Source organism: Pseudomonas sp. SZ40 (assembly GCF_052958135.1).
Genome location: NZ_JBQWIF010000002.1, coordinates 210,756 through 223,920, shown reverse-complemented (window position 1 = coordinate 223,920; position 13,165 = coordinate 210,756). Strand labels below are relative to the sequence as shown.

14 protein-coding genes are annotated in these 13,165 nt (G+C 64.7%); 6 read left to right on the top strand and 8 right to left on the bottom strand.

From position 1 onward, the window contains the following. Positions 1 to 36 precede the first annotated feature (36 nt). The 8 genes from ACT9T4_RS02945 to ACT9T4_RS02910 all read right to left on the bottom strand — a co-directional run bounded on the left by ACT9T4_RS02945 (position 37) and on the right by ACT9T4_RS02910 (position 6,814). On the bottom strand, positions 37 to 477 hold the full coding sequence (locus ACT9T4_RS02945; RefSeq protein WP_499115427.1) for a GlcG/HbpS family heme-binding protein: 441 nt from the start codon (positions 475 to 477) through the stop codon (positions 37 to 39). Further along, positions 474 to 1,253, bottom strand: coding sequence for an SDR family NAD(P)-dependent oxidoreductase (locus ACT9T4_RS02940; RefSeq protein ID WP_042552376.1), 780 nt, complete (start codon positions 1,251 to 1,253; stop codon positions 474 to 476). Before ACT9T4_RS02940 ends, ACT9T4_RS02945 begins: the two co-directional genes overlap by 4 nt. Beyond that, complete coding sequence (locus ACT9T4_RS02935) at positions 1,250 to 2,788, bottom strand: tripartite tricarboxylate transporter permease (protein WP_499115425.1); 1,539 nt, start codon at positions 2,786 to 2,788, stop codon at positions 1,250 to 1,252. The genes ACT9T4_RS02940 and ACT9T4_RS02935 overlap by 4 nt, the downstream gene beginning before the upstream one ends. Positions 2,789 to 2,790: 2 nt before the next feature. Next, on the bottom strand, positions 2,791 to 3,282 hold the full coding sequence (locus tag ACT9T4_RS02930) for a tripartite tricarboxylate transporter TctB family protein (protein WP_499115423.1): 492 nt from the start codon (positions 3,280 to 3,282) through the stop codon (positions 2,791 to 2,793). A gap of 66 nt (positions 3,283 to 3,348) precedes the next feature. Further along, positions 3,349 to 4,341, bottom strand: a complete 993-nt coding sequence (locus ACT9T4_RS02925) for a Bug family tripartite tricarboxylate transporter substrate binding protein (protein WP_042552379.1) — start codon at positions 4,339 to 4,341, stop codon at positions 3,349 to 3,351. Between the two features lie 85 nt (positions 4,342 to 4,426). After that, complete coding sequence (locus ACT9T4_RS02920) at positions 4,427 to 5,050, bottom strand: 2-dehydro-3-deoxy-6-phosphogalactonate aldolase (RefSeq protein ID WP_042552380.1); 624 nt, start codon at positions 5,048 to 5,050, stop codon at positions 4,427 to 4,429. Continuing rightward, positions 5,043 to 6,020 (bottom strand): 2-dehydro-3-deoxygalactonokinase, encoded by a 978-nt coding sequence (locus ACT9T4_RS02915; RefSeq protein WP_042552381.1) that lies wholly within the window; start codon positions 6,018 to 6,020, stop codon positions 5,043 to 5,045. Before ACT9T4_RS02915 ends, ACT9T4_RS02920 begins: the two co-directional genes overlap by 8 nt. Continuing rightward, positions 6,017 to 6,814 carry an IclR family transcriptional regulator gene (locus ACT9T4_RS02910; RefSeq protein WP_042552382.1) on the bottom strand — a complete coding sequence of 266 codons (798 nt, stop codon included), beginning with the start codon at positions 6,812 to 6,814 and terminating at the stop codon, positions 6,017 to 6,019. The genes ACT9T4_RS02915 and ACT9T4_RS02910 overlap by 4 nt, the downstream gene beginning before the upstream one ends. A 166-nt stretch (positions 6,815 to 6,980) precedes the next feature. Here ACT9T4_RS02910 and ACT9T4_RS02905 point away from each other — a divergent pair, with 166 nt between their 5' ends. The 6 genes from ACT9T4_RS02905 to ACT9T4_RS02880 all read left to right on the top strand — a co-directional run bounded on the left by ACT9T4_RS02905 (position 6,981) and on the right by ACT9T4_RS02880 (position 13,112). Next, positions 6,981 to 7,256: a hypothetical protein gene (locus tag ACT9T4_RS02905; protein ID WP_042552518.1), complete on the top strand. Its 276-nt coding sequence runs from the start codon at positions 6,981 to 6,983 to the stop codon at positions 7,254 to 7,256. A 118-nt stretch (positions 7,257 to 7,374) separates the two neighbouring features. After that, positions 7,375 to 8,133: a substrate-binding periplasmic protein gene (locus tag ACT9T4_RS02900; RefSeq protein WP_042552383.1), complete on the top strand. Its 759-nt coding sequence runs from the start codon at positions 7,375 to 7,377 to the stop codon at positions 8,131 to 8,133. Positions 8,134 to 8,226: 93 nt separating this feature from the next. Continuing rightward, positions 8,227 to 8,475, top strand: a complete 249-nt coding sequence (locus ACT9T4_RS02895; RefSeq protein ID WP_042552384.1) for a TIGR02647 family protein — start codon at positions 8,227 to 8,229, stop codon at positions 8,473 to 8,475. Between the two features lie 121 nt (positions 8,476 to 8,596). Beyond that, the gene (locus tag ACT9T4_RS02890; protein WP_499115419.1) at positions 8,597 to 11,437 is read left to right on the top strand and encodes a class I adenylate cyclase; all 2,841 of its coding nucleotides are present in this window, start codon (positions 8,597 to 8,599) and stop codon (positions 11,435 to 11,437) included. Positions 11,438 to 11,525: 88 nt separating this feature from the next. After that, the gene (locus ACT9T4_RS02885; RefSeq protein WP_179539676.1) at positions 11,526 to 12,038 is read left to right on the top strand and encodes a sigma-70 family RNA polymerase sigma factor; all 513 of its coding nucleotides are present in this window, start codon (positions 11,526 to 11,528) and stop codon (positions 12,036 to 12,038) included. Positions 12,039 to 12,128: 90 nt separating this feature from the next. Beyond that, on the top strand, positions 12,129 to 13,112 hold the full coding sequence (locus tag ACT9T4_RS02880; protein ID WP_499115417.1) for a FecR family protein: 984 nt from the start codon (positions 12,129 to 12,131) through the stop codon (positions 13,110 to 13,112). Positions 13,113 to 13,165: the final 53 nt, after the last annotated feature.

Here is a 13,165-nt window from a genome sequence, read left to right as displayed (position 1 = left end):
CTACGCCCGCGCACCTCGCATGCGCGGGCGCTGCAGCTACTCCAGCGCAGCAGCTGCGGCCTGCGCCACCTGCCCGTCCTGGGTCGGGTGCATGCCCGACACGCCGATGGCACCGATGACCTTGCCGTTCTGCACCAGCGGTACCCCACCCTCCAGCAGAATGGCGTTGTGCATCGACAACAGGCGCAGTGCCGCACCACCGGTCGCCAGGGTCTCTTCGAAGCCCTTGGTGGAACGCTTGAACAACGCAGCGGTGGAGGCCTTCTTGATCGCCACCTCGACACTGCCCAGGGCAGCTTCATCGAGCTTGTGCAACAGCACCAGATGCCCCCCGCTGTCGGCCACGGCAATCACCATCGGCCAGCCGTTGGCGAGCGCCTCCCGCTCCGCAGCTGCGGCAACCTGCTGAGCCTGCGCGAGGCCGATGGGCGCGCCATAGCTCAACACCCCTGGGGCGAATGCGATCGGCACATTCATGGCATCGCCTGCCCGCCGTTGACGTCGAGCACCTGACCGGTGATGTAACCACTGCACGCATGGGACGCGAGAAACAGGTACGAGGGCGCCATTTCCTCCGGAGTGCCGAAACGGCCCATGGGAATGGTGGTGCTCACCGCAGCGCGTGCAGCATCATCCTTGTCGGCATGGAAGGCGGTGTCCACGGTGCCCGGCGAGACGATGTTGAAGCGGATATTGGCCGGGGTGAATTCACGCACCCAGTTGCGCTGAATGTTGTGCAGCCAGGCCTTGGCGGCCGCATACAGGCTCGCGCCCGGGCCGCCGCCGCCATGTGCGGCGATCGAGCCGGTGGTGATCACCGCCGCGCTCTGCCCGCTGGCCCTGGCCGAGGCGCGCAGATGCGGGATGGCTTCACGAGTGACCATCAGTGCCGAACGCAGATTGACGTCGGTCATGGCGTCGAAGAAGACGTCATCGATGTTCTCCAAACCTCGTCGCTCCAGCAGTGCGCCAGCGTTGTTGATCAGCACGTCGATACCGCCGAAGCGCTCGACGAACGCCGCGACGGTGGCCACGCAGGCATCGGTCTTGCCGAGATCACCGGCGAAGAAGGCGGCCTGGCCACCATCGGCCGACAGCTCGCTGAGCAGCGCGTCGAGGTTGTCCGGCGTATTGCGCGCGGTGATGCCGACATGGGCGCCAAGCTTGGCGAAGGCCCGGGCGGTGGCCAGGCCGATGCCCAGGGTGGAGCCGGTGATCAGCACGCGCTTGCCGCGCAGGTCATTGAAGGTCATTGGGTACATTCCTCTTTGCGGTGAGCAGGTGATTGCGGAGGGACGCCGGCACGGCGCTTGAGCACGCGCAGCAGCAGCGGCAGCATCCACAGCGACAGGGTGATGATGGCCAGCGTCAGGGAAACCGGGCGTTCGAAGAACACCATCAGGTCGCCCTGGGCGCGCATCATCGAAGTGATGAAGGTTTCCTCGAGCATCGGCCCGAGAACGATGCCGAGAATCATCGGCGCCAGCGGAAAGCCGTTCTCTTCCATCAGAAAGCCGACGATGCCGAAGGCGAGAATGGTGACGATGGCGAACAGGGTGTTTTCAACGGCGAAGGCACCGACGATGGAGAACGCCAGAATCACCGGCATGAGGATGCTCTGCGGCACCTGCAGCACGCGCTTGAACAGCTTGATGGCGAGAAAGCCGAAGGGGATCAGCAGGATGTTGGCGAGCAGGAAGGCCAGGAACACCGCGTTGATCATGTCGGCGTTCTCGGTGAAGATCGTCGGCCCCGGATTCAGCCCCTTCATGAACAGCACGCCGATGACGATGGCGGTAAGCGAGTCGCCAGGAATGCCGAACACCGTCGCCGGGATGAAGCTGCCACCCACCGCCGCGTTGTTGGCGGCGGTAGCCGGAACGATCTTGGCCATGTTGACCTCGTCCGGCGTGGCGCGTTTGGCCGCAGCACGCTTGGACATGGCGTAAGAGATGTACGCGGCCACGTCGGCCCCCGCCCCCGGCAGGATGCCGACCAGCACGCCCACGAACGACCCCTGAGCGACGCCCGCCTTGTATTTGAAGATGTCGCGCAGCGCCTGCAGCAGCATCGGTTTCTGCGCTACCAGCGCGGCCTGCCGGGAATTGCTGGCACGGCTGTTACGGGTGCAGAAACGCAGAATTTCCGCCACCGCGAACAGGCCGATGATCACCGGGATGAAGCCCAGGCCGCCGAGCAGGTCGGCATTGCCAAAGGTGAAGCGCGCCTCGCCGGACACCGGGTCCAGCCCCACGCTGGCCACCAGCAAACCCAGCAGCAGCGAGACCGCGCCCTTGACCGGTGAGCTGTCGGACACCGCGATGGCGGCGGTCAGCCCCATGCAAGCCAGCCAGAAGTATTCGAACGAACTGAAGTTGAGGGCGAACTCGGCCAGGAACGGCGCGAACAGAATCAGCGCCAGTACGCCGATGCTGCCGCCGATTGCCGAACTGACCGCGCTCATGCTCAGGGCATATTCGCCCAGGCCACGTTGCGCCAGGCTGTAGCAGGGTTCGGTATAAGCCGCCGAAGCCGGCGTGCCGGGCATGCGCATGTACACCGCGGGCAGGTCGCCGGCGAAGATCGCCATGGCCGCCATGGTGACGATGGCGGAAATCGCCGGCACCGGATCCATGAAGAAGGTCACCGGCACCATCAGCGCCACCGCCATGGTAGCGGTGAGCCCGGGAATGGCGCCGACGAACAGACCATAGATGGCAGCCACCACCATCACCGCCAGGACCTCGAACGTCATCACCATGCCGAAAGCATTGATTATCGCGTCCACGTTCAGCCCCCCAGGTAATCGGTGAGAAAGCCCATGGGCAACTGCACGCTCATCACCTGCTGAAAGAACAGGTAGAGGAACAGGGTGACCAGCACCGCCGTCACCCAGGACAGCAACGGCCGGCCACTGAAGCGCTGACACAGCACGCCGACCAGCAGCACGCCACAGAGCAGGAAGCCGACACGTTCGATGGCTGCGATGAACGCCACCACCAGCAACGGCACCAGCACGATGTTGATCACCCGCTCACGATCACGCAGCCAGGGGCCGGCCTGCACCAGCCAGAAGCCACCGCCCTGCTGAACCATCGCCAGGCGCACGCCCTTGATCAGCAGGATTACCCCGCAGACCGCCAGCAAGCTGCCGATGATCGACGGGAAAAAACCGGCACCGTATTGGAAGAACGGTGAAACCTTCATCTGCTGACCGTGCAACAGAACACCCAGCCCAAGCAGGGTGAAGAGCACCCCGAGGGCGATGTCGCTGAATTTCATGCTGTGCGCTCCTGATGATCGCCGCTGCACCGCGCCTGCCAAACCGGCAGGCGGGTAGTACGACGATTACGGATTGAGCTTGCCGATCAGCGCCTGGACGTCACGGGTGTGCTGCTCCAGGTACTCACCGAAGGCTTCGGCATTGCGCCACTGCGGACGGAAGCCGCGGGCCTCCATTTCCTTGCGCCATTCGGGGTCGTTGTAGATCTTCTCCAGGGTCGCTTCGAGCTTGACCTTGATGTCGTCCGGCAGGCCGGCAGGTGCCACCAGCGCGCGGAACGAACCCAGCTCCAGATCCAGGCCGGTTTCTTCTTTCAGGGTCGGCACGTCCGGGTAGGCGGCCTGGCGCTCGGAACCGAACACCGCAAGGCTGCGCACCTTGTTGGAACGCAGCAGCGCATCGGCCTCCGGCAGCGAGCACGGCACGAAGTCGACGCCACCGGCAGCCAGATCCTGCATTGCCGCAGCGGCGCCCTGGCCGGGAATCATGCGGATCTTCTGCAGATCGACCTGCCAGGCATCCAGCAACCCGGCCACGGCCATCGGCCAGGAGCCGCCGCAACCGCCGGCACAGGCGATGGTGTACTTGGCGGGGTCGGCTTTCAGCGCATCGAGCGCCTGACGCAGGCTGGTGAAGGGGGAGTCGGTATTGACCTGGAAACCGGCCAGGTCGAAGTTGTACTGGCCGATGGGCGTGAAGTCACTGGCCTTGAAGTCGGCCTGGCCCATTTCCTTGTAGTGGGCATAGTTGAACAGGATGCCCAGGGTGTAGCCGTCGGCCTTGGAGGTGATGATCTTCTGGATGCCGACCACGCCACCGCCCTGCCCCAGATTGATGACGTTGAACTGCTGGCCCAGCTCCTGCTTGAGGTACTTGGACAGGATTCGTGCAGTACCGTCGGAGCCTCCGCCGGCGCCTGCCGGCACGATGATGCTCACCGGGCGGCTCGGCCATTCGGCGGCCAGCGTCGGCATGGCCAGGCCCAGCGCCAGGGTCAGTGCGGCCAGCTTGCAGCCGGCGCGGCTCAGCAGTTTGCCGAGGGTGGAAGACTGTGACATGCGAGGTGCATGGTTAACGAGCATAACGAGCTCTCCTTTTATTATTGTCGAGTACGGCTGTCATGTTGATCGGGTGCGGCGAATCTCAGTGCTGCGTCGCCCTCCAGGCCGCCACGAAGGCCTTGCCGTTTTCGCCCACTTCGGCAGCGCTCATGCCCGGTTTGTACAGCGCCGAACCGAGACCGAAGCCACTGGCACCGGCATCCACGTACCCCGCCATGCCGGCAGGCGTGATACCGCCGACCGGCAGCAGGGCGATATCGCGCGAGAACACCGCGCGCCAGGCCTTGACGATCGCCGGGTTGAACTGCTCGGCGGGAAACAGCTTGAGCACCTGAGCACCGGCCTCCAGCGCGGCGAAACCTTCACTCGGCGTGGCCACCCCGGGCGAACTGAACAGCCCGGCGCGGCGTGTGGCGCGAATCACCTCAGGGTTGCAGTTGGGCGACACGATCAGCCGGCCACCGGCCTGGGCCACTTCCTCGACCTGCCCGGTACTGAGGACGGTGCCGGCGCCGATCAGCGCGCGTTCGCCCAGCTCGGCCGCCAGCAACCCAATGCTCTGCAAAGGCTGCGGCGAGTTGAGCGGAATCTCGATCAGCCGGAAGCCGGCGTCATACAGCGCCAGGCCGACCGGCACGATCTCCTCGGGCGTGACGCCACGCAGGATGGCGATCAGTGGCAATTGCTGAAGATAGGATTCAGACATGCAGAGCACTCCTCGAAACGGCGGTGGGCGTTGCGGTGACAAGCGCGGCGGCGCAGGCCAGGTGCCAGAGCCCTGTGACCCCGGCGTTTTCCAGGGTGCGTACGGCGGTCACGCCAAAGCGCCCAAGGGCCAGGCGATAGCGTTCGCACAGGTGCGCATCGCCGATCAGTACCAGTGGCGGGCAGGCGTGCTCCTCGAGACTGGCGAGCACGCTGCGCAGCTCCTCGCCGATCAACAGCCCGGAGAGGTAATCCAGGCTTTCGCCTGCCGTCAGGCGCTCGGTCAGCAACAGGCTGCGGGTGCTGAACAGGCGTCCGGAAACACCCTCGGCGGCACTCTGCCGGGCGGCGTCGAGGCCCCGGCAAAAGGCCTCGTCGCTACGTTCGATCCCCTGTTCACGGGCAGGGCGACCAAGAATCGAGTGATCACGCAAGACGGCGAACAGCTCGCCGGTCATATGGGTGGTGAAGTGGCTGATCGCGCCGTCGCGCACCGACACCCATTTACTGTGGGTGCCGGGCAACACCAGCAGAGCATGCTCACGCAGCTCCGGCGCCAGTTGCAGAGCACCGAACACTTGGGTTTCTTCACCGCGAATCACGTTGGGTAGTGCGCTGGCATCGAGCACACCCGGCAGCAGATACAAGGGGCCATAGGCGGTATCCACAGCCAGCAGCCCATCTACCAGATTGCTGGAAGTGGCCGGGCACAATGCGTAAGGCACCTCGCGCCACCCCTGTCGGCTGCCGATCATGCCGCATGCCAGCGCAGGCAGCCCCGGCCATTGGCGGCACCAGTCTCCGACCAGCTCTTCATAGGCCCGGGCGAAGTCGCCATCCGGCGTGTGCTGAATACCCCAGGGACGGCTCTGGGCGGCCAGCACCCGGCCGCCTTCACCCAGCAGATAGGCGCGTAGCGATGAGGTGCCCCAGTCGAGGGCGATCAGCGCAGGCGCGAGGCGTTCGCTCATGAGGCACTCCAGCCCAGTTCTCGGGAAATGGCGATGGCACAGGCGATCACGTCCGGGCGCAGCTCGTGCAGGCGCGCTTCCGGCATGTAAGGGATGGCACTGGCGACACTCAACGCGGCAACGATCTGCCCACTGGCATCACGCACGGGGGCGGCGACGCAACGCACACCCAGTTCGTTCTCCTCCAGATCGAAGCTGAAACCGCCCTCGGCATAGCCGCTCATCAGGCCGCGGAAGTCGTCCCAGGGCGTGAATTCCTCGCGCAGCCCAGACTGCCCGGCGCGACGCTGCAGGCCCTGCTGGTAGAGCTCCTGCCACTGCGCCTCGGGCAGGTCGAGCATCAGCGACTTGCCGATGCCGGTCAGCGCCAGCGGCATGCGCAGGCCGATTCGCGAGCGCATTTCCAGGCCGCGACTGCTCGGTAGCTTCTCGATGTACAGCACATCACCGTCGTCGCGCACGCCCAGGTGCACGGTGTCCTGGGTGAGCCGCGCCAGCGCTTCCAGATGGGGCCGTGCAACGTTGGCCAGGGGCATCTGGGCGCGGGCCTTGTAGCCGAGTTCGATGAGTTTGGGACCGAGCTGGTAGCCACCGGCGCTACCGCCAATGCCACGCAGATAGCCGGCCTGCACCAGCGCGGCGATCAGCCGATGGGTGGTGCTGCGTGTACAGCCAATGGTCGCGCCGATGTCGACCAGGCTGCTGGCACCCTGGGCAACGGCGTCGATCACGGCCAGGCCTCTGAACAGCGCCTGGGCACCCGTGGGTGCTTGATTGTTGTTTTTATCGGGCATGGGACTCTCCTGGCGTTGGACTCTAATCCGCTTTTTCGCAATTCTCAATATGCGAAACAAACTCCCATATTATAGGAATTGAATGGCACACAGCGCATTTCGCGTGGCGAGCGCGAACGGGCACTGTCAAACTGAAGGCTCTTTCCAGCCAATGCGGACCTGCACCATGAGCACTGCCGACGAGCACGACGACGACACCTTCACCGAGCATGCGCTGGTTGAGGCCATCGAGAATCAGCTGGAATCCGGCGAGCCGGCGTTCACCCAATCCGTGCTCAACAAGCTGACGCTGGTGGGCTACGCGCGCGAAGAAATCGTACAGATGATGGCCATGGTGCTCGCCCACGAAGTGGATGCCATGCTGCGCGAGGATCGCCCGTTCGATGCCGAAGGTTACGAGCAGGCGCTACGCGCGCTACCGACGCTGCCTGAGGAAAGCTGAGCCTACCCAAGCTGTCCGCCGTCGCGTTCACGGAAACCGAGCAGTGACCAGCGACCATCTTCTCCGCCGCACGGCACACTGCTAAGGTGGCTCGATAGCCCGTGTGGATCTGCTACGGATGCGCCATTCCACCTTCAACCGCTGCTGCCTTGCGCTGCTGCTGATCGCAGCGAGCGGTGTCGCATCGAGCCGGGAAGCGCTGCGCATCGGTGCAGAAGACGACTGGTACCCGTACACCGCCTACCGCGACGGCAAGATTCAGGGCATGTCGGTGGATATCGTCAAGGCAGCCTTCGCGGCTGCCGATACGCCCATCGAGCTGGTTCCCTACCCCTATTCCCGCTGCATGCAAATGGCTCACGACGGCCAACTGGCGGCATGCTTCAACACCTCACCGGACCAGCGCATCGACAGTGATTTCCTGATCCCGCGGGAACCGCTGTTCAGTGATGACATCCTGCTCTGGGCACCACGCGAGAGCGTCCCCGATGAACGCCTGGAGCAGCTGCGCGGACGCAAGGTCGCGGTGACCATCGGCTACGAGTACGGGCCACGCCTGGATGACGATCCGCAGGTGATTCGCGTGCCGGTGCGCCGTGACCTCAGCGGCTTTCTGATGCTGCAGCATGGCCGGGTCGATTTCGTCGCAGCCTACCGCGGCACCGCCCAGGCGCTGTTTCGCGAGAACCCCGAGCTGCAGGGGCAGTTCGTGGCAGTAGCGACCCTGCACCGCCCCAAGCTGTACTTGAGCGTCTCGCGCCACCAACCCGATGCGACGCGGTTGGTCGAACGCTTCGAACAGGGCATGCGAACCATCCATCGCAATGGACGCTATCGGCAGATTCTCGATCAATGGCAGCACGCCCCAGCAAATTGATGGAGGCTTGACTACACTCAGGCTGCGGGGCGCCAGACACCCCCGAAGCCCACGGCCTGCGCCGTGCACGACAACAACAGGCAGGAGTCACCAATGGCCTTTACCGCCGAACTGGTCGCCGAACTGGAAATCCTTTTGCTGTTCAATCTGGACAATGGTCAGGAGGGATTGAAGATCCACCACCACGATGCCGCCCCCTCCGCCGTCGCCGCTGCCGGGCGCCTGCATGACAAGGGGCTGATCAGCCTCGCCGATGGCGGCTATCTGACCCGCCTGGGCCACGAAGCGGCCGAGCACGCCCATGGCCTGCGGGCCATCCTCACCGTTCCACAACCTGCCTGAGCCCCAGCAACGCCTGCCGCCCTGATGGTGGCAGGCCCCTCTCCCACAGGCTGTCCAGCCAACGATTGCGACAGGGCACTCCACGACTGTAGTCTTGCTCATCACCCGGCCGAGCCCGAGCATGACGCGCCATCTGCCCCTGCGACCCAATATCGACGATGGCATCGACCGCAAGGTGCTCACTCAGCTGCGCGCACGCTTCATGCGCGTCAATCACGGGCGTCAGCTACGCGCCATGCAGGCGCTGTCGACGCGCCAGCAACGGGTACTCACGCTGCTGCCGCTGCTGTTCCACGTCAATCACCCACTGCTGCCCGGCTATGTATCCGCCCAGACACCCGCAGGCCTGAGTGGCTACGAGCCAAGTGCCGAGCTGCTCGCCGAGGCACAGCGCCTGACTCGCTCGTTCGCCTACAAGCCGGCCCGCGGCCCCGCGCCCACGCCGATCCATGGCCTGTTCCTGATGGGCAGCCTGGGCACGGTGGCGCAGGCCGAGCAAAGCGACATGGACCTGTGGGTCTGCCACGCCAGCGATCTGACTGCCGCAGCCCGCGACGAACTGCGCCGCAAGTGCGAGCTGTTGCAAAGCTGGGCGTCCACACAGGGCACCGAAGCGCACTTCTTCCTCATCGACCCGCAGCGCTTTCGAGCCGGAGAACGCGAGGCGCAGCTCACCTCGGACGACTGCGGCACCACCCAGCACTTCCTGCTGCTCGACGAGTTCTACCGAACCGCGATCTGGCTGGGCGGCCGCACGCCGCTATGGTGGCTGGTGCCCGCTGTCGACGAGCACCGCTACGAACAGTTCACCGCGACACTGCTGAGCAAGCGTTTCGTCCGCGACGAGGATGTCATCGACTTCGGCCACCTGGCCCACGTGCCTTCAGGAGAGTTCATCGGTGCCGGCATGTGGCAACTATTCAAGGGCATCGAGTCGCCCTACAAGTCGGCCCTCAAGCTCTCTCTGACCGAGGTTTATGCCAGCGAGCACCCGCGGGTCGAATGCCTGTCGCTGCGTTTCAAGCAGTCGGTGTACGACGGCCAGCTGGATCTCGATGAACTCGACCCCTATGTGCTGATCTATCGGCGCCTGGAGGAATACCTTGTGGCACGCGGCGAGCCCGAGCGCCTGGAGCTGATGCGCCGCTGCCTGTATCTGAAGGTCAACAAGAAGGTCAGCAAACCGCCGCGCAACCGCGCCAAGAGCTGGCAGCGCCTGCTGCTCGAACGCCTGACCGCCGAGTGGGGCTGGGGCGAGCGCCAGCTGGTCATGCTCGACAGCCGCAGCCAGTGGAAGGTCCGCCAGGTAAGCGCTGAGCGCCGGGCGCTGGTCAACGAACTCAACTACAGCTATCGCTTCCTGACCCAGTTCGCGCGCAGCCAGACTGACGACGCAGCCCCCGACAACCGCGAACTGGCGGTACTCGGCCGCCGCCTCTACGCAGCGTTCGAGCGCCGTGCCGGCAAGGTCGAATTCATCAACCCCGGCATCGCCCCCGACCTCGGCGAGGACACCCTGACGCTGGTGCACTGCCCCACGCCGAAGGGTGAGCGCTGGGCACTGTTCAATGGCAGCCTCGGGCCTCAGGAATGGCTCGACTTCGCACCCCTGCGGCAAGCCCGCAGCCTGATCGAACTGCTCGCCTGGGCACACCGCAACGGCGTCATCGACAGCGGTACGCACCTGTCACTGCACCCGGGCGATAGCGACCTCAGCGAATTCGAACTCGGCCACCTGCTCGCCAGCCTGAACCAGGCGCTGCCCATGCCGCTGGACAGCATTGCGGAAAGCGCCCTGCTGCGTGCCCGCCAGCCAGCGCAGGTCATGCTGCTGGTCAACGTCGGCATTGATCCGCTCAAGCAGCACAGCCAGATGAACGTGCACATGACCAGCGAACGTACGGACCCTCTGGGTTACTCCGGTGTTCGCGAAAACCTGGTGCTGACCCTCGACCAGATAACCCTGAACAGCTGGAACGAGCTGCTGGTCGACCGCTACGACGGCGCCAACGCCCTGCTCGACTGCCTGACCGATCTGCTCAACGCATTGCCCGCCCATGGTGAGCTGCCCAGCGTGCGGGTGCACTGCTTCTGCCGCAATCGCGCGGCAGCCATCGTCGAGCGCGTCGAAGAGCTGGTGCGCGAGCTGATCGCCGGCCTCGTCAGTGGTCAGCGTCAACGCTATCTGCTGCAGATCACCCGTCGTTACCACATGCTCGAGTTGGCGCCTGGCGAGGTTCGCCACACCACGCTGGATGACCTGCCCGCCCTGCTCGAACACCTCGCCCAGGACCGCGCCGAGTACAACCCGCTTCGCCTGGACCGCAATGTGCTGGAGGGCGAAGACCTGGCACTGATCCTCAACGCCAGCCGCCCGGCCTGCATTCAGGTGTTCTATCGACTGCAGGAAGGCGAGACCCAGGCACAGATCACCGTGCTCGACGAACATGGTGCGGTATGGCGGACCCAGGCGCCGTTCCACGACGAAGCCAGCTTGCTGGCGCCCCTGCAGCGGTTTCTGCAGTCGCTGCTGTACCGGCGCAATGCCGCGCTCACCTTGGAGAGCCCACAGGCGCCACTGGAGATCGTCTATCAGCAGTTGCAACCCGCCGCGCCGCTGCGTGCCCAGCGCCTGGAGCTGCGCCCCGCGCCACTGACGCAGGTCAGCCAACCGTTCTACGATGTCCAGGCGATCGTCGAACCGGGTAGCGGCCAGCGCGCCTACATCAGCCTGTACTGCAACCACCGGGAATTCTCCGAGCTCGAATACGGCGACAGCCTGTTCAGCAACGTGGCCCGGCATATTCTCGCCCTACGCAGCGAGGCAGAACGCTATCCCTGTTACATAACCGACCTGGATCTTTCCGCCCTGCTGGGAGATCGACAACCGTCGGTGGTGCATTACCTGCGTTACAAGGCCAGCCTGGAAGAAGCCTTGAACAATGCCCTGCGTGCCCTCTAGACGATTATTGATAACAATTCTCAACTTGAGCTAACATGCGCTTTCGCTGTGGCACGCCTGCTGTGCACGGCTTCCGGCAGTCATCATCGTGTCTCCACCCAGCCAGAAACTCGACCTCTACCTCGCCCACCGCAACGCGCTGGTGGACTATGCCGCCTCTCTCGTCAGTTGCCGTGCCCAGGCCGAAGACGTGGTGCAGGAGGCCTGGCTGCGTTTCAACAGCCGCGGCAGTGCCGAAGCGGCAATCGACCACCCAGTCGGCTACCTCTATCGCATCGTGCGCAACCTGGCCTTCGACCTGAGTCGACGCAGCGTCACCGAGCGCCGCCAGCCGGGTAGCGCAAGCCTGCTGGAAACGCTCTCCGATGACAGCCCCGGCCCCGAACAGCAGGCCAGCAGCATCACCGAACTGCGCATCGTCAACACGGCCCTGACAGAGCTGCCGGAGCGCGTACGCCGGGCCTTCGAAATGCATCGCCTGGAAGGTCACACCTTGCAGCACATCGCGATCACCTTGGGCATCTCCGTCGGCCTGGCCCATCAACTGGTGCATCAGGCGCTGTGCCACTGCGCGGATCGGCTGGAGCAGGCCAATGGATGAGTTCGCCAAATCGCTGGCTGCTACGTGCTTTGCTCAGGGCATTGGACTGTGCGAACCTCTTGCACCTTTTCACCTGACCCCGTCCCGCCCATGACCGGCAATCTCAGACATACCGCACTGGACTGGCTATTGCGCGTCCAGCAGAGCCCGGAGGATGCCGGGCTGCGCAGCGACCTGGCCGCCTGGTTGTCGATCGACGACAGCCACGCCGAGGCCTATCGCAAGGCGGAGCGGGTCTGGAGAATTACCGGCATGGCCCAGGCCGCTGCACTCGCGGATGAGCCACAAGCCCAACCGCAACCGACCCTGGCGGCACACACAACGGCCGCCGTTCCACCAGCGCGCCCGCGTCGACGCCGCTGGCCCGGCCTGCTGGCAGGCGCACTGGCCGCCTGCCTGGCAGTGGTCATCGCCCCCGGCGCCTACATTGCCCTGCAGAGCGACTACCGCACCGGCCTTGGCCAACAGCGCACAGTGGAACTCGAAGACGGCAGCCGCATACACCTGGACAGCGAATCGGCGATCTCCGTGGACTACAGCGATGGTCAGCGCGAAGTCTGCCTGCTGGCCGGTCAGGCGTTCTTCGAAGTGGCTCCGGACCAGGCCCGGCCGTTCAGCGTGGATGCACGGCCATTGCGAATCACCGTGACCGGCACGGCGTTCAACGTCGCGCTGCGACAGACCGGGCTGGCCGTAGCGGTACAACATGGCTCAGTGCGTGTAGAGGAAAATGACACCACGCTGGCAGACGCATTGAGCGCGGGTGATCGCCTGCGCTGGCAGCGTGGTAGCCATGAAGTCACACGCGACACGCTTCCCGTCAGCCAGATCGCAGCCTGGCAGAAAGGCCAGTTGGTGGTGCGCGATGCGCGTATCAGCGATGTACTGGAGGAGCTGCGTCCCTACCTGCCCGGCAAGGTATCCCTGCGCGATGCGGCACTGGGCGAGCAGCGCATTACCGGCGTCTACGCCCTGGCCGATCCGGACGCGGCCTTGCGTGCGGTCATTCAGCCCTATCAGGGCACGGTCAGCATCTGGACACCGTGGCTGCGGGTGATCAAGCGCCACCCCTGACAGGGCTCGCAAGCCGGGTTTTTCCGATAAATAAAAAATAATTCACGAATTCC

Coding starts and splice junctions, on each gene's coding strand:
- ACT9T4_RS02945 (WP_499115427.1), bottom strand. CDS start 477: ATGAATGTGCCGATCGCATTCGCCCCAGGGGTGTTGAGCTATGGCGCG.
- ACT9T4_RS02940 (WP_042552376.1), bottom strand. CDS start 1,253: ATGACCTTCAATGACCTGCGCGGCAAGCGCGTGCTGATCACCGGCTCC.
- ACT9T4_RS02930 (WP_499115423.1), bottom strand. CDS start 3,282: ATGAAATTCAGCGACATCGCCCTCGGGGTGCTCTTCACCCTGCTTGGG.
- ACT9T4_RS02925 (WP_042552379.1), bottom strand. CDS start 4,341: ATGTCACAGTCTTCCACCCTCGGCAAACTGCTGAGCCGCGCCGGCTGC.
- ACT9T4_RS02920 (WP_042552380.1), bottom strand. CDS start 5,050: ATGTCTGAATCCTATCTTCAGCAATTGCCACTGATCGCCATCCTGCGT.
- ACT9T4_RS02915 (WP_042552381.1), bottom strand. CDS start 6,020: ATGAGCGAACGCCTCGCGCCTGCGCTGATCGCCCTCGACTGGGGCACC.
- ACT9T4_RS02910 (WP_042552382.1), bottom strand. CDS start 6,814: ATGCCCGATAAAAACAACAATCAAGCACCCACGGGTGCCCAGGCGCTG.
- ACT9T4_RS02905 (WP_042552518.1), top strand. CDS start 6,981: ATGAGCACTGCCGACGAGCACGACGACGACACCTTCACCGAGCATGCG.
- ACT9T4_RS02900 (WP_042552383.1), top strand. CDS start 7,375: ATGCGCCATTCCACCTTCAACCGCTGCTGCCTTGCGCTGCTGCTGATC.
- ACT9T4_RS02895 (WP_042552384.1), top strand. CDS start 8,227: ATGGCCTTTACCGCCGAACTGGTCGCCGAACTGGAAATCCTTTTGCTG.
- ACT9T4_RS02890 (WP_499115419.1), top strand. CDS start 8,597: ATGACGCGCCATCTGCCCCTGCGACCCAATATCGACGATGGCATCGAC.
- ACT9T4_RS02880 (WP_499115417.1), top strand. CDS start 12,129: ATGACCGGCAATCTCAGACATACCGCACTGGACTGGCTATTGCGCGTC.